The following is a 20,454-nucleotide window of genomic DNA, read 5'->3' as shown; positions in this document are numbered from 1 at the left end:
TCTCATGAAACATCCATTCTCTTCTTACCGAAAACTGTTCCCCATCCTGGAGCGAACGGCGCAACTATCGAGCTGCTCGCAGAGCGCGCTCAGTTTGCCGGTGCGCGGCGCCATCGACGACTACCTCGAGGTCTGGTTGCAGCGCGGCGCGGACTGGGGCTACTGGATGGAGCAGGTGGAGCTAGCCCGCGCCGAGTTCGCACGCATGATCAATGCCAAGCCCGACGATGTGGCAGTGCTGGGTAGTGTATCGGACGCGGCTTCCAGCATTGCATCAGCGCTGACGTTCGAGGGTGACCGACGCGAGATCGTCACCACCACGCTAGACTTTCCGTCGCTGTGCCATGTGTGGCTCGCGCAGCAGCCGCGTGGCGCGAAAGTGCGCTTTGTGCAGGCCGAGGCCGGCAGCACGCGCACCACGGCGCAGATTGCAGAGGCGGTCGATGCGCGCACCGCGCTGGTGTCGGTGTCGCAGGCCTGCTACTACGACGGCCAGATCATCGACATCGCAACCACGGGCCGTGCAGCGCGTGAGCAAGGCGCCGTTCAGTTCGTGGATGCCTACCAGTCGGCCGGTTCGATTGCCATCGACGTGCGTGCGCAAGAGGTGGACATGCTGGCCACCGGCGCGCAGAAGTACCTGCTGGGCATTCCGGGCATTGCCTTTCTCTATGTGCGGCCCGAGCTGGCGCAGCGGCTCACGCCGAAAGTCACGGGCTGGTTTGGCCGCGTGAATCCGTTTTCCTTCGATCCGGAGCATCTCGACTTCGCCGATGGCGCTGCGCGATTCAACACCGGTACGCCACCGATGATGTGCGCCAGCGTGGCGCGCGCGAGCATGAGCCTGCTCAACGAGATCGGCATTCCGTCCATCGAGGCCTACTTGGCAGAGTTGTCTGCCGTGGCCCTTGAAGAAGCCGCACGCCTCGGGCTTTCAGTAGCGAGCCCTGCCACACCTGCTGCGAAAGGCGCGAACACGGCCATCCGCATTCCGAATGCAGCAGAGGTCGAGGCCCGGATGCTGCAGTCGGGCTATGTGGTGTCGGCCCGCAACGACGTGATCCGCGTGGCGCCGCACTTCTACAACACGGCCGATGAAGTGGTTGGCGCCCTGCGCGAACTGACGCGGCTGACCCAATGACCGCGATGAATAACACCATGCACCTCAAAGCGTCGGTGCACTGCGCATCGGTTCTGTGCCGCGTGCCGGCCTCGCTGGCGCTGGCCTTCCTGGCCGACGGGCGCCAGCTTGGCCGGTGGGCACTGGGATGCTGGCAAACCGAACCAGCCGCCGAGGGTGTGGTGCGCGGCCACTCGCTCTTCGACGGGGAGCTGACCTGGGTCCGGCCCGTGGCCGATTCGCAAGCCCTGAGCGTGGTCTATCACGTCGGGAGCTCGGCGCAAGAGCTGTCGCCACGCATTCGCGCCACGGTGCAGCCCGAATCCGACGGTGCTGCCTGCCACATCAGCCTGCATGCCGAGCGCATGCCCGACATGAACGACGACCGCTGGCTGCGCCTGGTGCGTTGTCACGAGGTCGAGGTACTGCTGATCGACGCGCAACTGTGTGCGCTGCACCCCACCTCGCAGCCACCCATCGCCCCTCTTTGAAACCACCCGGAGAAGCCCCCATGAATCGACGCGATTTCAGCCAAGTCTTGGCTGCCACCCTGCTGACGCCAGCGTTGGCCGCGCCTCTGGCGGCCAACGCCAAACTCCACAATGGGCCAATCCGCGTGCTGGTGGGCTTTCCGCCTGGCGGCGCGACGGATGTGGTGGTGCGAGCCCTCATCGACAAGCTCAGCAAGGCGATAGACGGGCAGGTCTTCGTCGTCGAAAACCGACCCGGCGCGGGCGGACAAATCGCCGCGCAGTTGCTGAAGGCCGCGCCGCCCGATGGCTCTACCATCATGCTGTCCATTGATCACACGCAGGTGATCGTGCCGCTCACCATAGCGGCCGCGACCTACAACCCGGTGACCGACTTCACCGCGCTGGCCGGCGTGGCCACGTACTACAACGCGCTGGCTGTGAGTGGGAGCACAGGCATCAAGAACCTGTCCGAGTTGGGCGCCTGGGTGAAGGCCCGCCCGACCGAAGCTAATTTCGGTGTGCCTGCATCCGGCAGCGTGCCACAGTTCATCGGCGATATTGTCGGGAAGTCCTTTGGTGTGACGATGAATCCTGTGCCATACAAGGGCGGCGCGCCCATGGTTCAAGATCTGCTTGCCGGCCAAATTCCGATCGGCATTGCGTCGATGACCGAGCTCATCGAGTACCACCGCGCGGGCAAGGTCCGAATCCTTGCGAGTTCGGGTGCCGAACGCAGCCGCACTGCGCCGGATATTCCCACGTTTCTCGAACTTGGCTTCAAGGGCATTGACAAGAATCCCTGGCTCGCTTTCTTCGGGCCGAAGGGAATGTCGCCCGAATTCGTGGCGCAGTTCGACCGCGGCATGAAGACCGTGCTGGCCCAGCCCGACCTGCAGGAGCGCCTGGCCAAGATGGGCAACGAGGTGGCGCCCGTGTCGTCGAAAGAGGTGCGGCAATGGGTGGTAGACGCCTCGCTGCACTGGAGCCGCGTGATCCGTGAGTCAGGGTTCAAGCCGCAATGAGTCGTACCACAGACACCCAACCAAAGCCCGAGGTCCGCTTCATCCAGAGCGGATCGCGCTGGGAAGAGCTTGCCGGCTATTCGCGCGCCGTGGTCGACGGCGAATGGATCATGGTGTCCGGCACCATCGGCCAGGACTTCGCGACCGGCCAATTTCCACCCACGGCCGACGCGCAGTGCGAGCTGGCGCTCGACACCATTGCGGCGGCACTGGCCGAGGCGCAATCGAATCTAGGCGACGTGGTGCGCGTGCGCGTGTACGTGCCCGACCGCGCCGACGTGATCGCCGTCAGCCAAGTGCTGCGGCGCCGCTTCGACCCCAACCGCCCGGCCAACACCACCGTGTGCTGCGCGCTCGCGGTCGAAGGCGCGAAGGTGGAGCTGGAGGTGACCGCGCGGCGGCGCCGCGACGCTCCGTCCACTGCCTGACCACGCGCTTGCTTCTTTCATCCTCCTTTTTCTTCCTGAAGGGATCCCGGCGTTAGCAACCAACGTGCGTCGAACGTTGTGCACGCTGCCGGGTCAACCTAAATAGCCATGCGGATTCCCGCAGCCGCACCTGCGTTGCAACCACAGAATGTCAACCGACATTCACCCAAACAACCTCTGCAAGCGTATTTCCAACGTTTCTGAACGCGTGTGGCGTGGTGCTGGAAAACCGAAAACTGTCTCCGACAGCCAGCCGGTATTCCGTCTCCGCAATGTTCAGCACAATCTCCCCCGCCAACACGTAACCTGCCTCTTCCCCCTCGTGGGTATATAGCGCGTCGCCGGACGAGCCTCCAGGTTCGATCTGCATCACATACATCTTAAGCACGCCTTCGTTCCGAGGGGTCAAAACACGTTTGCGCGTTTGCTCTCCACGAAATGGAATAAAGCTGCGATCAGCGTCACGCCGCACCGGTGGGTGCGTATCCGCTGAAGGCGTGTCCGTCAGCAGTGACACCATGTCCACGCCCAGGACTTCAGAAAAAAGGCTGAGCTCTCTCAGCGTGGGGGAAGAGATACCCCGCTCCACCTGGCTGACATATCCGACAGATTTCCCGCTGGCCTTGGCGAGAGCCATCAGTGAGATCTTTCTCTGCTGACGCAGCGCGCGCAGCCGCGGGCCCAGGGTTATTTCCAAGTTTCGGGTGATGTCCATATCCCGATTATGCATTTCATGTACATGAAAATTCTATATCGTTTTCATGAAAACGCTGCTAGACTGAAGTCGTCTGCATACACACCAAGAAAAGCCATGTCATTCAGTCATCGGAGGGGTGCCTTGCGCGCCTTGATCGCAGCTACTTTCCTGGCCCTGGCCAGCGTGCCCTCGCTTGCGCAGGATTCATATCCCAATAAGCCTGTACGCATCGTCGTCGGCTTTGAACCAGGCGGGCTCACGGACACCTACGCTCGCCTGTTCGCCACGCACCTCCAGACCAAGTTCGGGCAACCCTTCCTCGTAGAGAACAAGCCAGGCGCGGCAACCATCATCGGCACCCAGTTTGTGGCCAAAGCACCTGCCGACGGGTACACGCTGTGTTTCTGCGTCAGCAACGTGTATACAAACAAGTTCTTCCGTGCGCAGCTTCCCTACAAGATGGAAGACCTCACAGCCATCGGTCTGGCTTTCCGTTCATCGTCCGTGTTGATCGTCCCAGAGACATCACCTTTTCAAAACGCCGAACAATTGGTTGATTTTGCGAAGAAGAACCCGGGCAAGCTGAACTACTCCACCACAGGTGCTGGAGGCGCCACGCACATCACAGGTGAGCTGTTTTCCTCCCTGGCCGGCATCCGCGCCACATCAGTCCACTACAAAGGGGCGGCACCCGCGTCCATGGCCGTAGGCACGCAGGAAGTCGATTTCGCCTTCTCAGCCATCGCAACGGCACAGCCGCTACTGAAACAGAAAAAGGTCCGTGCACTGGGCGTTTCAAACGACGTGCGCACGCCCGCCCTGCCCGATGTCCCAACCCTGGGTGAAGCTGGTTTCAAAGGCATCGTGACTGGCGTCTGGTATGGACTGATGGCACCTACGGGGACGCCAGCCTCCGTTATCAATCTAATGAACAAAGAGCTCAACGCTTTCTTCACCAGTCCGCCCATCAAAGAGCGCCTTCAGGTAGGCGGCGAGACCCCTATGGGCACCATGACTCCGCAGCAGATGACAGAGTACGTCGCCAAAGATACGGAAATGCTCCGTAAAGTCATTGAACCCTTGAACATCAAGTTGGATTGAGCACCATGAGCGTTGAATTCGAACCAGGGATCCAGGCCTATATCGACAAGATTCGGGAGACGGTGGCAATTCACCCCGTTCCCCGCAATATCGAAGAACGGCGGCGCAACACCGACCGCACCCATTCGGTATGGCGGCGCCCGGCACCAGAGAGCATCGACATCGTGAACTGGTGGGTCAATCTGCCAGGACGTGAGGTGCCCATCCGCATCTACCGCCGCAAGGACGTGACCGGACCAGCCCCGGTCGTGATCTACATACACGGTGGTGGCTTTGTGGCCAGCAGCTATGACACCCATGACACCATCACCTGGGGTCTGGCAGAGGAAACCGGCGCCATTGTCATCAGCGTTCATTACCGCCGAGCGCCTGAGAACCCCTACCCTGCCGCACCGGACGATTGCTTTGGTGTGCTTCAGTGGGTGCACCGCAATGGCGACTGGCTGGACGCAGATGTGTCCCGCATCGCCGTGGTGGGAGACAGCGCAGGTGGATGTCTGGCGGCCGCATTGACCATGCAAACGCGAGACCACGGAGGGCCGCCCTTGCTTTTTCAAGGCTTGCTGTACCCTGGCATCGACCCCATCAAAAACAGGCCATCGCACCAGCGTGGACTGGACCCAATGCTCCGCGCAGACATGATGGATTATTTCTGGGACGCCTACCTTCCAGGTCAAAGGCACACCAAGGACCCCATCGCCGCGCCCATACGCGCTACTCGCTTCGACGGCCTGCCTCCGGCGTTCATTGCGGTGGGTGAGTACGACCCCCTGCACGACGAATCAGTTGAATACGCCCGCTTGCTCCGTGAAGCAGGTATTCCCACTGAGTTTCAGGTGGTGCCCCGGTCTATCCATGGGTTTCTTCGAGCCCGCTTTGTGAGCCCAGGTGCTCGAGCAACTTTCGAAGCCCTGTCCGCCGCCATTCGCAACGCCTTGGGCTCCACAGCCCCTTCCAAACCTACGACACCATGAGCATCCAGCACGTTTCCAATACTGTCACCAGAACACTCAAAAGCATAGGGCCGGTCGGTGTTCCTCTGAGCGAACCCGCTTGCCAACTCACTGGCGAAGACTTCAAGATCCCAGGCAAAGAAGCCACCTCCACCGGCATCTGGGAATGCTCGCCAGGCCGTTTCCAGCGGCAGGTAGTGGCTGGAGAATTCATGCACTTTCTGGCGGGCCGCTGCACCTTCACACCGGATGACGGTCCTTCGATCACCATCGCCGCAGGTGACACCTTGTTCTTTTCCCCGAACACAACCGGGATCTGGGACATTCAAGAGACCGTCAGAAAAGTCTACGTTCTCCTGTAGACCGTATGCCAGGGATGGACCAGGCCCGCTGCGCCTGACCTGGTATTCCCCTGGGACCGCCGAGCTCCTGCTCGGCATGACAGCGCCAAATGAACCCAAGATGCCGAGCAGGAGCTCGGCGCTCCCAGCGGGCAGCCCTTCAAGCAAGACCGCGCGGACTTGGTCCAAGGACTCTTCAGGCCGGCTCGCCCACTGAATCCAACATCTCCACCAGCGCATTCGCCGTGAACTCCGGGTTATCGCCCCAGATCGAATGCCCCGCATTAGGCACGTCCACAATGCGCACCCCTTTGAATTCCTTCTTCAGCCGCTCCACGGTAGACGGAATCAACACATCGCTATCCGCCCCCCGCAGAATCGTGGTAGGAGCGCGCACCGCCCGAACTGAATCCCACATATCGCGCGCCGCGCAACGCAGTGTCTCAATCGCCGCGTCCTTCTCGTAGCGCCATTCCAGAGTGCCATCTGCGTGCTTCTGCAGATCCCCTTCCAATGTCAGCCGATGAATTTCATCAGTGAAGCGAAGCCGCTGAGGCAAGGTCTTGGAAAAAGCCACGGCCTCTTCAAAATTGGCGAATGTACGCGGGCGGGTAACGTGTGCATGCACCATGTGCTCCGATGCCGCTGTAGGCATCTCGAAGCTGAGATCCAGCAATCCCAGGGAATCCACGCGCTCGGGGTGCTTGGCCGCATAGAGCAATGCCACACGTGAGCCCAGAGAAGAGCCGACGATAGAGAAGTGATCCAGCTTCATGGCGTCAGCAAAGGCTTCCAGGTCGGCGCAGTAATGATCAACTGTGTACTCCCCAGGCTTTGCACGGTCAGAATCTCCGTGCGAGCGTTGGTCCAGGCCAATCAGACGGTATTCCCGAGGCAAGGCCTGAGCCAGCCAGTACCAGACCTTGCCATGCAGTGAAGTGCCATGAAGGGCCACCACCGTTTTAGGGCCGTTGCCCCATTGTTCGTAGTGCAACTTCAATGCACCCGCTTGCACATAGCCGTCGCTGTGTTGGTTGATGATCGAGTTAGTCATGTGGTCTCCGTTTAAGAAAAGTGAAATCTGACTGGCCGAGCTTCGCCCATGCCCCCGCTCCGAATTCGGTGCCGGGCCTGCTCTCTGCCTTGATGCTTGGTCTAATGCGTATTGCCAGCGTAAAAGACGCCTGGGTGAAATCTTTTAAAAAACGTGCTTCAGGGTCTACTTGATGCCCTGAATGGTGGGAAATGGGCGTCCTTCTCCCGACTCAAGATCAAAAATCCGTCTGTCGTTCAAATGAGCGAAGCCCTTGCCATACAAGTGAAGGTGCAAGGCTTCGTCCGGACCCAACACTTCAATGGAATGAACGTCATCAGGCCCCATGGCAATCACCCGGCCGTGATCCACGGTGATATCAATCAAATGCCGCACACGCGCATGAGGCTGTGCCGGCTCACGCACGTACAGCCTGTTTTGCTCGCGCCCCCTCACGCCTGCAATAGCTGCCCAGGTGGTGTGGTTGTGTGGAGGTTGCTGATGCCCCGGCTTCATGGCCACCGCGTACATGGCATAGGAGCCATCCGGTTCTTCGTGCAACTGGTACGCCTGCCAAAGCTTGTCTTCCGGCACCGGAAAATCATCGCTCTCCCACAGCGGTAGATCAGCCGCCAACTGGCCCATCAAGTCGCAGATGCCTTGAGAGGTGGCAATACCAATATGCTGATGACCCGAGACCAGCGCCTTGACCTGTTCAATCGTGCGCTGGACCGCTGCGGCCCTTCGAAGAGAAGGCGTGCCACTCAGCCCATCACTGCGCCGACTACTCAAGTCATGGATTGCTTCAACGCTGGCCATCATTCCACCTTCACATTTGCACTTTTCGCGATGCGTTTCCAGGCATCTATATCAGCACTCACGAGTTTCTGGGTTTCCTGCGGTCCCAGGTACATGGGAATGAAGCCGAGTTGAGCAAGGTGCTTGCGGAAGTCTGCAGAAGCAGAAAGGGTTTCAATCGTCTTGCTCAGGTTTTTGACCACTTCCTGATTGACCTCTGCTGGCGCAAACAGTCCAAGCCACGTGCCCTGATTGAACGGCACGCCTGATTCAGACAAGGTGGGAACTTGCGGAAACGTGGGGTGCCGGACGGGTGACGCCGTCGCCAGTATCCTGGCTTTGCCAGCCTGCACGTGGGGCGCCATGGAGAACGCATCCACGACACAAAAATCGAGCTGCCCGCCAATGAGGTCGGTCACCGCCGGTGCAGAACCCCGGTAAGGAATGTGCCGCATGGGCACGCCAAGCTCGGACTTCAGGACCTCCCCCGTCAGATGTCCAAAGGTGCCTTGGCCACCCGTTCCAAAAGTCAGCTCTTGTCTTTCCTTGACCAGGGGAATCAGGTCTTTGATCGTTCGGCAGGGGCTGTTTGCCGCGACAGCCACCACCAGGCCACCTTGCGCAAAAACGGCGATAGGCGCCAGGTCCTTCAAGGGGTTGTATTGCAGGTTTGGATTGACGGCGGTCTGTACAGAGATGGTGGCCGCAATCCCCAACACCAGAGTCTGCCCATCAGGTGCGCTTTTCACTACGGACTGAACCCCGATGGCACCACCCGCCCCGGCCCGGTTCTCCACAATGAAGCGTTCGTTCTGCACTTTGTTCAGAGCGTCTGCGAGCAGGCGCGCACTGGAGTCCACCGATCCACCGGGTGCCGTGGGCACCACGATTTTCACCACCTTGCCGGTGCCCGGCTGGGCTTGGACAACAGGTACCCACGTCACAGCTGCGGCAAGCGCGCCAGCCTGCTTGAACCATGTGCGCCGGTGAACCAAATGGCTTTTTCCGCTCTTCATGTTTGCTCTCTTCCAATGGTGAATGCAGTTGCGAATAACGTGGTGAATGCAACGCGCGGTGGACTATGTCTAACCATCTCGCGCCGTACGGCTCAGCCCGGCCACAAGGCAGAAATATCCACCTCAAGCCGGTAAGCGGGGTTGAACAGCTTGGACACCACCAGACCAGTGGACGCCGGCCTTGCGTTGCCGAGATATTTGGCGCGAACCTTGGCGTGAGCTGGGGCATCCAGTGGGTCAACCAGGTAAGTCACCACGCGGAAAATGTTGATGTAGTCCAGCCCTGCTTCTCTGAGCACAATCCCCACCCGCTGCCACACCAACTCCGCCTGAGCTTCTATCCCTTCGGGAATGGACCCATCTTCTCTGAGCGGCGTCTGCCCAGACAGTTGCAGAAGTTGACGTCCGGCAGGCACGATCACCGCCTGGGAGTAAGGTCCGAGCGGGGCACCCAGCTCCTTCGGATTGATGCATTCAAATGGATACGCACTCATGGGTTCAGAACCTGTTGGGAAACCAAGCCGTGCTGCTCAGCCCCTCCCGCTCCGCCCACGCTCTACGTGTTGAGAAAAAGGTCTGCCTTGCAACACCAATGCCCGCAGCTTAGGCCTCTTCCCTGATTCACCATAATGCTTTTTTTTGTGATCTATATGCCAAAAATGGATCACCTGATGAAAGCCGCCAACCCGGAGGTAAAACCTAGGGAACACAAGGCCGCCGCACAAGCCGGACCCGATAGGACGCCTTTTGAAATGATCAACCCAAAGCTGCCATCCCAACTTGGAACGAATCACATGGGGGTGTTACCAATGCCAAGGCTGGCTTGCAAGTTGGCGCTCAAAGGCTTCTGGCTCGCGGAGCGGCAGGCACGGCATTTCCCGACTCGCCCTCGGGGCCTCATAAAAGGAGACTAGACAAACCATGCAAAGACCGATTCCACCAGGAGCTTCACCTTCTCCATCACTGGCTTTTTTTCTGGCTCAGGCTCAAGATGCCGATGCGCATCTGCAGCACACGGACGAGGAGAGTCGGCCAATCCAAGTGGGAAACTCGCAAACGAGCAGCACAATCTTCCACGGCAGAAGCTTCAGTGAGTCGGCTATCGGCTACTCCAGCGCTGATTCACAAAGCCCCATCATGGAACGGGTGCACCATTTATTCCCGGCGGGCGGACAGATCCCCCACTCGTACGACGCCGATGCCACCCATCAAGGGGTTGATTCCGAATCGTGGCAGTCGCAAGCCGACTCCCAGCCAGATTCCCAAGCAGAATTGATGTTCCGCATGGAGCCTTGAAAGATTCTTTGGCGAGGGGCTGTCTCCTGGGAGCGCCAAGCTCCAGCTTGGCAATTCGGCTTTTGTGGATGCCCAGAGTTGCAAACTGGAAACTGGCGCTCCCAGGAAGGGCCTATCCACCATCCCATTTTCTAAGCTCCGGTTGACCGCAGCTCTCGACCCAAGCGCCGGCTTGCAGGCCTGCGCACGTCGCAAGGGGTCGCCACGCCGCCTCGTCGTGTGCCCTACCGCGCCGGCCCTCCAGGCGGTGTCTGGCAAAGCCGATTTCTCTGCTTCACTGGACCAGACCCGTCAGAGTCTCCAAAAATGCCGTCATCGCGGGTGAGCGGCTTCCATCCTTTCGCACAGCCACCACGTGCGGCCCCAGAGGACTTCCGAGCGACATCGGCAGAATACGCAGCACCCGCCTCTGCTCATAAGTCTGAGCGACCGTCCTTTGCATGAAGTTCAGATAACCGTAGTGCTCAATGAGCATCAGATTGGTCGCGAGCGAAGTTGTGGACTCCACCACGTTGGAAGGAATGCGGCCCGCCTGCGTTAAAAACAAGGCGCGGACATGCTCATACAGAGCGCCACTGGAGTGCGGCAACACCCAGGGCGCGTCGATGATGTCGCTCATCGCAACAGTTTTCGCTTTCGCCAACTTGTGCGTACGCCCGCAAACCAACACAAAGTCATCATCGAACAACACCGTCTGCACCAAATGATCCGCGTCAGTCGCATTGGTCACGACCCGGCACAAAATGACATCAAGACTGCCTTCCCGTAGCCGGGAGATCAAAGGTGGCTGGGGCAGTTGTTCCAGAGATATTCGCAAGTTGGGGTGCTTGCGCTTGACCTCCCCAATGGCCATAGGCAGCAACTTCACCGCCGACGATAGCAAAACCCCGACCCTGACCAGCCCATGCGAGCCTGACCGCAATGCTTGAACCTCTTCATGCGCGCGCTGAACGTCAAACAGCAACTGCCGCGCATGACGGATCACAGCCTCCCCGAACACGGTGGGCGCCATGCCGCGGTGAGAGCGTTCAAACAGCAGAACGCCAAATGCAGACTCGAGCTCTGAGATCGCCCGCGTGGCAGCCGGTTGAGTCAGATGGGCGACCTGAGCAGCCTTGCGCAGCGACAGAGATTCCCCCAGGGCGTCGAGCAGCACCATGTGCCTGAACTTGAGCCTGAAAGGAAGCGCGGCAACGTCGGGGGATAGATTGGAATCCATAAGTCATCGCAATCTAATTCAAATACGGCTCGCTCGCTCTCTCACGTCCGTAATGCAAGGCTCAGCCCCAAAAAAAAGGAGCGGATGGAGCTTGTTCAATCCCCCTGCCTTTCGGTTGTGCACAGAATCGCTCCAAACGAAGAGCGCCTCCATTAAAATAACACTTTAGATTTATTTAAAACGCCATATTGAATGGCCGAGTGCACTTTTTTACCGTTCGCTATGCAGAAACCCAATTCAACCAGCAGCACCCCTGTGCTGCCCATTCCTCCCTCCGCTTTCACCCCCTCCACTTCTTTGGATTCATACCATACGGCAACTCCGTCCAACGGAGACAGGCATATCGTCATCGGAGATTCGAGCGCCACAGACTCACTGCCTTGGGCACTGAGCTTTCACAATTTCGACCTTGAAGACCTTGACTTCGAAGACCTTGAGCTCCAAAACCTGGATGAAGGGCAACCATTGGCCCATGGCGATCTGAATGCGCCACACCCAACTCAATCAGTCATGCCACCGAGGCTTCTGGTGGGCACATTGCAGTTCCCTTCTCTTTCCAACTCTCTAACGCAAGATTCTTGCAACGGGGCCTCCAGCGCTGAGCCCTCATTAAAACCAACGCCTCCCGAGCTGAACAGATCCGGTCGATAAGAATCTATGGCGGCGTCCCAGACTCCTCAGCAAGGCGCCGCTCACCTGATACCCAGCATCGATAGCCGTTCCCCCGCCAAACGGACGCCTTAGCGACGTGCGCCTCATGCGCTCATCTGCATCACGATACCTATAGGGAAAATCCATGAAATATCAACTTTAAACACCATAAATTCGTTGATATAAAGATGAAAACCCTTACTACCGGCAAACACCAGGTGCGGATGGTCCAGCGCTTTGACAGAGCTCGCAATCCATTCAAGCCAACGCGCAAGCTCTACGCCAGCGCCCACACAGTATTGCGTTTGCGTCTTGATGCAGTCAAAGGGGACCCGGAGCGCTCAACTCAGAACACGTACGACAACGACAGATAGGGGGACAGACGGGCGCTTCTATAACCTGAAGGCTTGGAAAGCGGCTTTGCCAGGGAAGCGTCAAAATGAAATTGACGCCATTGCGAACGAACACCTAGAGCAGCGCCAGCCAGGCGCTTTCCGGAGAGCTGGCCACTGGAAGGCCCCCAGACCCGGCCAAGGTCGACAACCACGTAGCCGAGAGCAGGCAAGCTAGCGATCTGCATCGGCATGGTCCACTCGTTACGCCAGGCAAAGCCGTTTTCTGCGAGCAATGAAGCGGTGCCATCGAAACCGCGCACAGTGCCTCGGCTGCCGATGCTGAATTGATCAATCGTGAGCGTGGTGTCTTTGGTGTACTGAAGCCGGATGCTGCTGCGCAAACCTATCGGGCGCACTGCCTGCCCGGGTTGTGCGCTTGCGCGCCGATTGAACACGTCAGGCGCATCTACCGCTACGCTGGCATTCCAGATCTGTGGACGCAACGTGAGCCCCTGCGAAACCTGGGGGTCGTAGTCTGGCTCTGCGCCAAACCAGCCCAAGCCTTGGCGCAGCGACAGTTCACCATCCAGACTGGCGCGCTTGAAAAGGTGTTTGTAGTGAACGCCCAGATTAGCGAAGCTGTTGCGTCGTTTCTGCACGAGCAACTCAACGTCACCCAGAAAGCTGTTTGAACGGCGAATCGACGCACCGGCAAACACACCCATCTTGCTGGATTGGTTACGCCAGACGGTGCGGTCCCAGCGCAATTCAAGACCCTGGCTGCGGCCGCTAGAGACCACCGCTGCCGTGGTAAGTTGTATTTGCTGTGCGAACCGAGCGCTGTAGGCGCTGAGTGTGAACAAGTTGTATCCCCACGGAATGCTGTAGTTCGCAGACAGCGATTGGCTGCGGTGGTCCGCGGCCAAGCCTTTCAGATTGGTGTTGATGCTGGCGCTGATGAGATCGTTCAGGCCGGTTGGGTCATCGAGCGCCATGTTGGCACTCAACTGAGGCCGACCGAGACTGGGAGAACCGGAGTTATCAAACGTGAAGCCGCCACGTAATCGGGAACCAGACGGGTTGCTTTGAATGCGGACGATGCTGGTGTCAGGCTCTGGGCCAGGGGCAAGCTGAGTCTGAACCGTGCGGCTGGGCAGCCGGTTCATCTGCTCTACGCCTTGGTCAAGGTCTCGAACGTTAAGCAATTCGCCGGGACCCATAGGGAACGCACCGGCCCACAAAAGGCCAGGCGTGCTTTCGACGGCGGCGATGCGCCCCGCATGCAAGTTGATCTGTAGCGTGCCGTCTGCCAGGTTTTGCGGGGGAAGGGTTACTTTGCTGGTGACAAAGCCAGCCTCCAACAAGGCGGCATCCAAAGCAGACGTGAGCTGGCCAACACCTTTTACGCCCAAACAATGGTTCATCCAGGGCTCGGCACGAGCGTGCAACCAGTCAAACTCCTTCGCCATGGCACCCAGCAAAGCGATGCGCTGGACGTTAAAACAGGGGGTCTCCTGAGGAATCTCAGTTGAAACTGCTTGCGACTCAGCCGGACGCAGAGCGTCACGTACCGGATCAGCGGCTTGCTCCTGCAGGCGCTGGGTTTCCCGTCTCAATCCTTCTTCGATGATTCGAGAAGGAGGAAGAGGCGGAGCTTCTTGCGCGAAGGCAGGAGTCAGGAACCAAGCCATCGCCAAGAATCGGATAAGCGCAGTCAGCGCTTGGTTTGGCGAAGTTTTGGGATGTGACCACTGATCGGTGGTAAAGGGGCAGCTTCTAGAATTCAAAATCAAAAAAGAACGAACTTGTGATTTCTGTACGGAGAAGCTGCTCCTTATTCCATTGATATGAATACTTTTTTTTATTTTATTCAATCAGCTTCAGAAGATTAAGTAACAATTACTACCAAAGAGTTCAAAAAAATTAGGGCACGTGAAGTTCTGCCAAGTGAAACGGGAGTTGCACGTAAACAAGCCGCCCCTGGAGCAGGCGGTTCCTCCTGGGAGCGCCAAGCTCCAGCTTGGCAATTCAGAGCTTGCAGAGACCCCCGAATTGCCAAGCTGGAGCTTGGCGCTCCCAGGAAATACCAGATGCTTCCAGCACGCGTAGGCAAGTGCGCTGGGATGCGCGCCAAAGTCACATTACGCGCGGCGGCCAACGATCACATGGCGATGTTGGAGCCCCCCCCGAGCGCGTCATGAGTTACTTCAAGGGTGGCCGCAGGCGCTATGTTGGTTAGAAACTCACAGGGCAGGATGAAGCCGGAGTCGCGCGCCAATAAGCCGTGCCTTGAGCCGGCTGTTCCTCCTCGGAGCGCCAAGCTCCAGCTTGGCAATTCAGCGCTTGAAGAGACCCCCGAATTGCCAAGCTGGAGCTTGGCGCTCCCAGGAAATACCAGATGCTTCCAAGAAGCGTAGGCAAGCGCTTTGAGGTGCGCACCAAGGTCAAATTTGGTTCGCTCTAGCGGAACCCAGCGTTGATCTTCTCCAGCGCCGCTGCGCCTGGACAGAGATCCGTTGTGCCTAATCCATTGAGTGGTTTGGCGGAGGTATTCAAGGAAGCATGCAGATCGTCGGTCTGGCCTTCAACAAAAAGCAGGCCGGTCAGTAGTTCGCCTTCTGCGGCTCTGGCGTTCATGTAGCCCATGGCGCTCACCCGATCAGTGGGATCGTAGTCAGCGTGCAACTTGCGCAATCGCAGCACGGTGCCGTCATGTTGCTCCACATCCCTGACCTCACCTGGTGCAATGGTGGCGGTGATCTCCTCGCGCCCGGTAATGAAATCGATGCGGCTCACAGCCTCGTTGTGCTCGCGCACCCAATCGTAGCTACGCGTGGAACCTGCGTGATTGTTAAAGGTCACGCAAGGACTGATGATGTCGATGAACGCGGCGCCTCCATGGCCGATGGCAGCTTTGATGAGCGGCACCATCTGCGCCTTGTCTCCAGAAAAGCTACGGGCGACGAAGCTGGCGCCAAGCTGCATAGCTAAACCGACAAGATCTACCGGGCTATCGTTATTGACCACGCCTTTCTTGCTCTTGCTTCCCTTGTCTGCCGTTGCCGAGAACTGGCCTTTGGTCAAACCATAGACACCGTTGTTCTCGACGATGTAGACCATGTTCACGTTGCGCCGCATGGCATGTGCAAACTGGCCCAGGCCGATAGAGGCGGAATCACCATCGCCGGAGACCCCCAGATACAGCAGATCGCGGTTGGCCAGGTTGGCTCCTGTGAGCACGCTGGGCATGCGCCCATGTACGGTGTTAAATCCGTGGCTCGCGCCCAGGAAATAGTCTGGCGTTTTAGAAGAGCAACCTATGCCCGATAGCTTGGCTACGCGGTGCGGCTCTATGTCCAGCTCCCAGCAGGCTTGAATGATCGCTGCAGAAATGGAGTCGTGCCCGCAGCCGGCGCACAAGGTAGAGACCTTGCCCTCATAGTCGCGGCGGGTGTAGCCCACCTTGTTGCGAGTGAGCGATGGGTGATGCAAGCGGGGTTTGGCAATGTAGGTCACGGCTGAACCTTCATACGAGAATTGATCGCGCGCCCAGGGCTACGCGCCCCGGACTATAGTGAGAACCGCCTGAGCGGCGTGAATTCGCCTTCCTGCAGTCTTGATGAAGATGAGCTTCTGTTGGCCGCTTCAAGATTTCACCTCCTGGGGAGCCACCACGGCTTCATGTACATGGTCGGTGATCCGAGTGGTAATGAAGCGCGCCGTGATCGGAGTGCCGTCGTAGTGCAGCATCTTCTGCAGCTTCGCCGGGTTCACCTCCAATTCGTTGACGAGCAGGGAGCGCATCTGCGCGTCGCGGTTTTGCTCCACCACGAACACCAGTTCGTGCGCGTCTATGAACTCTTTCACCGAAGCAGGGAACGGGAATGCGCGCAGGCGCAGGGCATCCACATGGATGCCCTGGACAGCCAGGTCGTCCAGCGCTTCGTGCATGGCCGGGCTGGTGGAGCCGAAGAAAATCACCCCGAAGCGCGTACGCTTGGCCGCGGGGCGCGGAACGGGCTGAGGAACAAGCGTGGCTGCAGTGGCAAACTTGTGCAGCAGGCGCTGCACGTTGTAGATGTAATCTGGTCCGCGTTCTGAATACCTTGCATAGGCGTCCCGAGTGGTGCCACGTGTGAAATAGCTTCCTCTTGTGGGATGCGTTCCGGGCAGCGTTCTCCAGGGAATGCCATCACCGTCCACATCCTTGTACCGGCCGAAATCCTTTTGCTCCAGATCTTCGGCCGTCATCACCTTGCCGCGGTCATAGCCGCGGGCGTCGTCCCAGGTAAGCGGCTCACACAAGCGCTGGTTCATGCCGATATCCAGATCGGTCATCACAAACACCGGCGTTTGAAGACGATCAGCCAGATCAAGTGCCATGGCCGTGTGCTCAAAACATTCACGCGGGTCTTCCGGCAGCAGCAGCACATGCTTGGTGTCGCCATGCGACGCATAGGCACATGCAGTGATGTCAGCCTGTTGCGTGCGCGTGGGCATGCCTGTGGAGGGGCCGCCGCGCTGCACATTGACGATGGTGACGGGTATCTCCGCGAAATAGGCCAAGCCAATGAATTCGGTCATCAGCGATATGCCGGGGCCAGAGGTGGCAGTGAATGCGCGGGATCCATTCCAGCCGGCGCCCACCACCATGCCTATGGAGGCCAACTCATCTTCACCCTGCACAATGGCATAGTTGTGCTGGCCTTGCGCGTCTACTCGGAACTTGGCGCAATACGACATGAAAGCCTCGGCCACGGAGGTGGACGGTGTAATGGGGTACCAGGCACACACCGTGGCTCCCCCGTAGACCGCTCCCAGACCAGCTGCGGTGTTGCCGTCCACGAAGATCCTCTCTCCCACGCGGTTCGCCTTCGCTATCTTGATAGGCAGCGGGTGAGTCAGGTGTTCTTTGGCAAAATCGCGCCCAAGGTTGAGTGCTTGCACGTTGGATGCGAGAAGTTTTTCCTTGCCCTTGTATTGCTCCGCCAGCAAGTTTTCAATAACCTGCGCATCCATCTCCAGCAACACGGAAAGCGCCCCCACGTACATGATGTTCTTGAAGAGCTGGCGCTGGCGCGGATCGCTGTAGACCGCATTGCAGATCTCAGTGAGTGGCATGCCAATGACTGTGATGTCATCCCTGAACTCCGAAGCCGGCCTGGGGCGCGTGCTGTCATAAAAGAGGTAGCCACCCGGCTCGATTTCTTCCAGATCAGCCGCCCAGGTCTGCGGGTTCATTGCCACCATCAGATCGATTCCACCGCGTCGGCCCAGGTAGCCTTTCTCACTCACCCGCACCTCATACCAAGTGGGCAAGCCCTGGATATTGCTCGGGAAAATGTTTCTTGGGCTCACGGGGACACCCATGCGCAAAATGACCTTGGCAAACAGCTCGTTGGCACTGGCTGAACCAGACCCGTTGACGTTGGCAAATTTGATGACGAAGTCGTTGGTAGCTTCAACCTGCTTCATGCCAGCATCCTTTCTGCCGTAGCGGCGATGGGATTGGCCTGGCTTCCAGCCTTCGCCGTAATCAGCAAGAATTTCTGCATGTCCCACGCGCCGGTTGGGCATCGCTCTGCGCAGAGCCCGCAGTGCAGGCACACATCCTCATCCTTGACCAGCACCCTCTGGGTTTTCAGCTCAGGAGAGACAAACAGCGCCTGATCCAGGTTGTCTGCCGGAGCGTTCAGCTCCTGGCGAAGCTGGGGCTCGTCGGCATTGCCAGTAAAGGTAATGCAATCCATGGGACAGATGTCTACGCAGGCATCGCATTCAATGCATAGCTTGGGCTCGAACACCGTCTGCACATCGCAGTTCAGGCATCGACTGGCCTCCTTCAGCGCCGTGCGCGCGTCAAAGCCCAGTTCCACTTCGATCTTGATGCTGGAAAGTGCCTTCTCCGCATTGGCCCATGGCACTTTGTAGCGCAGGTCATTCGATGGGTCCTGGTCGTAGCTCCACTCATGAATACCCATCTTCTGCGACATGAGGTTGGTGCGCGGACCAGGGCGCGCGCTCACATCCTCGCCGTTCAGCATGAGATCGATCGAGACCGCCGTTTCATGCCCTTGCGCCACAGCCGTGATGATGTTCTTGGGGCCAAAAGCGGCATCGCCAACGAAGAATACCTTGGGCTGCGAAGACTGAAAGGTACCCTCGCCAAGCACAGGTAGACCCCATTTATCAAACTCGATGCCGCAATCTTCCTCGATCCATGGAAACGCATTTTCCTGACCCACGGCGATCAACACTTCATCGCAGGCAAAGAACACTTCCGGCTCGCCTGTAGGCACCAACTGGCGCCTGCCCTTCTCAACATGCTCAGCGCGCACGATCTCGAAGGTCATGCCGGTCAACTTGCCGCCTTCGTGCACGAAGGCTTTAGGTACATGCATATTGATGATGGGAATGCCTTCGTGCTGCGCGTCTTCCTTCTCCCAGGGAGAGGCCTTCATCTCGTCGAACCCAGAGCGCACGATGACTTTCACATCTTCTCCGCCCAGGCGCCGCGCCGAGCGGCAGCAATCCATGGCGGTATTGCCGCCGCCCAGCACGATCACGCGCTTGCCGACTTTGCTCACGTGTCCGAACGACACTGACGCCAACCAATCAATGCCAATGTGAATGTTCTCCGCGGCTTCTTCGCGGCCGGGGAGTTCAAGATCACGTCCACGCGGCGCGCCACTGCCCACCACGACGGCGTCATAGCCCTCGGCCATCAACGCCCTCATGGATTCGATTCGATGGCCCGCCTTGAACTCAACTCCAAGCGCGAAGATGTAGCCGGTTTCCTCATCGATCACGCTCTCAGGTAGGCGAAATCGGGGAATCTGCTGGTGCATGAAACCGCCGGCCTTGTTGCGGCTGTCAAACACTGTAACGTGGTAGCCCAACGGCGCCAGATCCCGGGCGACGGTAAGCGATGCGGGGCCAGCGCCCACACAGGCTATTCGCCTGCCGTTTGAGGCAAGGGGCCGTGGCATGCGGGGCACCACATCCTCCTTGAGGTCGGCTGCGACTCGCTTCAAGCGGCAAATGGCAACGGGCTCGGGTTTCTCTGCGTTGTGCTCTTCCACCCGGCCACGCCGGCATGCGGGCTCGCAGGGGCGGTCGCACGTGCGCCCAAGAATGCCTGGAAACACATTGGACACCCAATTGACCATATAGGCATCGCCGTAGCGGCCCTGGGCAATCAGGCGTATGTATTCAGGAACGGGGGTATGCGCTGGGCAGGCCCATTGACAATCAACGACCTTATGGAAATAAGCCGGATCCGCAGTATTGGTTGGCTGCAAGTCTTGTCTCCTAGCCCCGTGGGAATCGCCGCGTTAGCGCGGTCTATATTGGCGGAGCAAGACGTAGTCTACGCCTAACAGTTCAGATTCGACGCGGGACAGGAGACGATTGCGGGAAATCCCTCAGTGCTTGGCAATGACTGCAAACGCGTCCACGACCTCTGCCGGCGCTTGCACAAGTTCAATCAGAACGCCCTCTCCGGCAATCGGAAATTCATCGTTGGACTTGGGGTGCAGGAAGGTGATGTCGTAGCCTGCAGCCCCTTTTCTGATACCGCCTGGTGCGAACCGAACGCCCTGTCCAGTCAACCATTCAACGGCCTTCGGCAGATCATCAATCCACAAACCAATGTGATTGAGCGGCGTGGTGTGGACGGCGGGTTTCTTTTCTGGATCCAGTGGCTGCATAAGATCCACCTCAACCTTGAATGGGCCCGAACCGATGGCGCAAATATCTTCGTCCACATTCTCACGTTCGCTCTTGAATGTGCCGGTTTTTTCCAGACCCAGCATGTCGACCCATAGGCGCTGAAGCTTGAGTTTGTCTGGGCCGCCAATGGCGACTTGCTGTATGCCGAGAACCTTGAAAGGACGGGTCATTAAAGCTCCTGAATTTGATGATTGAGTGTTCGTCACTTAGTACTTTAACGCTGATGCGCCCCAACCCGGA

The 20,454-nt window shown here is 58.6% G+C and carries 20 protein-coding genes; 9 read left to right on the top strand and 11 right to left on the bottom strand.

The genetic code is table 11. The features are described 5' to 3' along the window. Positions 1-4: 4 nt before the first annotated feature. Genes ABIE13_RS01310 through ABIE13_RS01295 form a run of 4 tightly spaced genes read left to right on the top strand, consistent with a single transcriptional unit; the run spans position 5 to position 3,043 of the window. Positions 5-1,141 carry an aminotransferase class V-fold PLP-dependent enzyme gene (locus tag ABIE13_RS01310; protein ID WP_354440460.1) on the top strand — a complete coding sequence of 379 codons (1,137 nt, stop codon included), beginning with the start codon at positions 5-7 and terminating at the stop codon, positions 1,139-1,141. Further along, positions 1,138-1,611, top strand: a complete 474-nt coding sequence (locus tag ABIE13_RS01305) for a hypothetical protein (protein ID WP_354440458.1) — start codon at positions 1,138-1,140, stop codon at positions 1,609-1,611. The genes ABIE13_RS01310 and ABIE13_RS01305 overlap by 4 nt, the downstream gene beginning before the upstream one ends. Before the next feature lie 20 nt (positions 1,612-1,631). Then, positions 1,632-2,615 carry a Bug family tripartite tricarboxylate transporter substrate binding protein gene (locus ABIE13_RS01300; RefSeq protein WP_354440456.1) on the top strand — a complete coding sequence of 328 codons (984 nt, stop codon included), beginning with the start codon at positions 1,632-1,634 and terminating at the stop codon, positions 2,613-2,615. After that, positions 2,612-3,043, top strand: coding sequence for a RidA family protein (locus tag ABIE13_RS01295; protein WP_354440454.1), 432 nt, complete (start codon positions 2,612-2,614; stop codon positions 3,041-3,043). The genes ABIE13_RS01300 and ABIE13_RS01295 overlap by 4 nt, the downstream gene beginning before the upstream one ends. 151 nt (positions 3,044-3,194) lie before the next feature. Here ABIE13_RS01295 and ABIE13_RS01290 read toward each other — a convergent pair whose 3' ends face one another. Further along, positions 3,195-3,758 (bottom strand): cupin domain-containing protein, encoded by a 564-nt coding sequence (locus tag ABIE13_RS01290; protein ID WP_354440452.1) that lies wholly within the window; start codon positions 3,756-3,758, stop codon positions 3,195-3,197. A gap of 96 nt (positions 3,759-3,854) precedes the next feature. Here ABIE13_RS01290 and ABIE13_RS01285 point away from each other — a divergent pair, with 96 nt between their 5' ends. The 3 genes from ABIE13_RS01285 to ABIE13_RS01275 are packed head-to-tail and all read left to right on the top strand — an operon-like array spanning position 3,855 to position 6,156. Further along, positions 3,855-4,841 (top strand): Bug family tripartite tricarboxylate transporter substrate binding protein, encoded by a 987-nt coding sequence (locus ABIE13_RS01285; protein ID WP_354440450.1) that lies wholly within the window; start codon positions 3,855-3,857, stop codon positions 4,839-4,841. A 5-nt stretch (positions 4,842-4,846) separates the two neighbouring features. Further along, positions 4,847-5,815, top strand: a complete 969-nt coding sequence (locus tag ABIE13_RS01280) for an alpha/beta hydrolase (protein ID WP_354440449.1) — start codon at positions 4,847-4,849, stop codon at positions 5,813-5,815. Further along, complete coding sequence (locus ABIE13_RS01275; RefSeq protein ID WP_354440447.1) at positions 5,812-6,156, top strand: cupin domain-containing protein; 345 nt, start codon at positions 5,812-5,814, stop codon at positions 6,154-6,156. Before ABIE13_RS01280 ends, ABIE13_RS01275 begins: the two co-directional genes overlap by 4 nt. A gap of 175 nt (positions 6,157-6,331) precedes the next feature. On the opposite strand, the gene ABIE13_RS01270 is transcribed toward ABIE13_RS01275, so the two are convergent. From ABIE13_RS01270 to ABIE13_RS01255, 4 genes are all read right to left on the bottom strand, one after another. Beyond that, entirely contained in the window at positions 6,332-7,189 is an 858-nt protein-coding gene (locus ABIE13_RS01270) for an alpha/beta fold hydrolase (RefSeq protein ID WP_354440446.1), read from the bottom strand. 165 nt (positions 7,190-7,354) lie between these two features. Further along, positions 7,355-7,990, bottom strand: coding sequence for a cysteine dioxygenase family protein (locus ABIE13_RS01265; protein ID WP_354440445.1), 636 nt, complete (start codon positions 7,988-7,990; stop codon positions 7,355-7,357). After that, positions 7,987-8,982 carry a Bug family tripartite tricarboxylate transporter substrate binding protein gene (locus ABIE13_RS01260; protein ID WP_354440443.1) on the bottom strand — a complete coding sequence of 332 codons (996 nt, stop codon included), beginning with the start codon at positions 8,980-8,982 and terminating at the stop codon, positions 7,987-7,989. Before ABIE13_RS01260 ends, ABIE13_RS01265 begins: the two co-directional genes overlap by 4 nt. 92 nt (positions 8,983-9,074) lie before the next feature. Next, entirely contained in the window at positions 9,075-9,476 is a 402-nt protein-coding gene (locus ABIE13_RS01255; RefSeq protein ID WP_354440442.1) for a RidA family protein, read from the bottom strand. 427 nt (positions 9,477-9,903) lie between these two features. On the opposite strand from ABIE13_RS01255, the gene ABIE13_RS01250 reads away from it, so the two are divergent. After that, positions 9,904-10,278: a hypothetical protein gene (locus ABIE13_RS01250; RefSeq protein ID WP_354440440.1), complete on the top strand. Its 375-nt coding sequence runs from the start codon at positions 9,904-9,906 to the stop codon at positions 10,276-10,278. Positions 10,279-10,552: 274 nt separating this feature from the next. Here ABIE13_RS01250 and ABIE13_RS01245 read toward each other — a convergent pair whose 3' ends face one another. Next, positions 10,553-11,497, bottom strand: coding sequence for a LysR family transcriptional regulator (locus ABIE13_RS01245; RefSeq protein WP_354440439.1), 945 nt, complete (start codon positions 11,495-11,497; stop codon positions 10,553-10,555). 839 nt (positions 11,498-12,336) lie between these two features. On the opposite strand from ABIE13_RS01245, the gene ABIE13_RS01240 reads away from it, so the two are divergent. Beyond that, entirely contained in the window at positions 12,337-12,522 is a 186-nt protein-coding gene (locus tag ABIE13_RS01240) for a hypothetical protein (protein WP_354440437.1), read from the top strand. Here the strand turns inward: ABIE13_RS01240 and ABIE13_RS01235 are convergent. From ABIE13_RS01235 to ABIE13_RS01215, 5 genes are all read right to left on the bottom strand, one after another. Further along, positions 12,495-14,174, bottom strand: coding sequence for a ShlB/FhaC/HecB family hemolysin secretion/activation protein (locus tag ABIE13_RS01235; RefSeq protein WP_354440435.1), 1,680 nt, complete (start codon positions 14,172-14,174; stop codon positions 12,495-12,497). The two genes, ABIE13_RS01240 and ABIE13_RS01235, sit on opposite strands and share 28 nt — an antisense overlap. A 769-nt stretch (positions 14,175-14,943) precedes the next feature. Then, a complete protein-coding gene (locus ABIE13_RS01230) occupies positions 14,944-15,999 on the bottom strand; it encodes a 2-oxoacid:ferredoxin oxidoreductase subunit beta (RefSeq protein ID WP_354440433.1) in 1,056 nt (351 codons plus the stop codon). Positions 16,000-16,128: 129 nt separating this feature from the next. Beyond that, entirely contained in the window at positions 16,129-17,958 is a 1,830-nt protein-coding gene (locus tag ABIE13_RS01225; protein ID WP_354440432.1) for a 2-oxoacid:acceptor oxidoreductase subunit alpha, read from the bottom strand. After that, a complete protein-coding gene (locus tag ABIE13_RS01220; RefSeq protein WP_354440431.1) occupies positions 17,955-19,784 on the bottom strand; it encodes an FAD-dependent oxidoreductase in 1,830 nt (609 codons plus the stop codon). The genes ABIE13_RS01225 and ABIE13_RS01220 overlap by 4 nt, the downstream gene beginning before the upstream one ends. A gap of 123 nt (positions 19,785-19,907) precedes the next feature. Continuing rightward, positions 19,908-20,384 (bottom strand): VOC family protein, encoded by a 477-nt coding sequence (locus tag ABIE13_RS01215; RefSeq protein ID WP_354440430.1) that lies wholly within the window; start codon positions 20,382-20,384, stop codon positions 19,908-19,910. Between the last annotated feature and the right edge of the window lie 70 nt (positions 20,385-20,454).

This window comes from Ottowia thiooxydans, assembly GCF_040548795.1.
GTDB classification, from domain to species: Bacteria; Pseudomonadota; Gammaproteobacteria; order Burkholderiales; family Burkholderiaceae_C; genus Ottowia; species Ottowia thiooxydans_A.
Note: the sequence above shows the minus strand (reverse complement) of the source record. Positions and strands in the feature narration are given on the sequence as shown.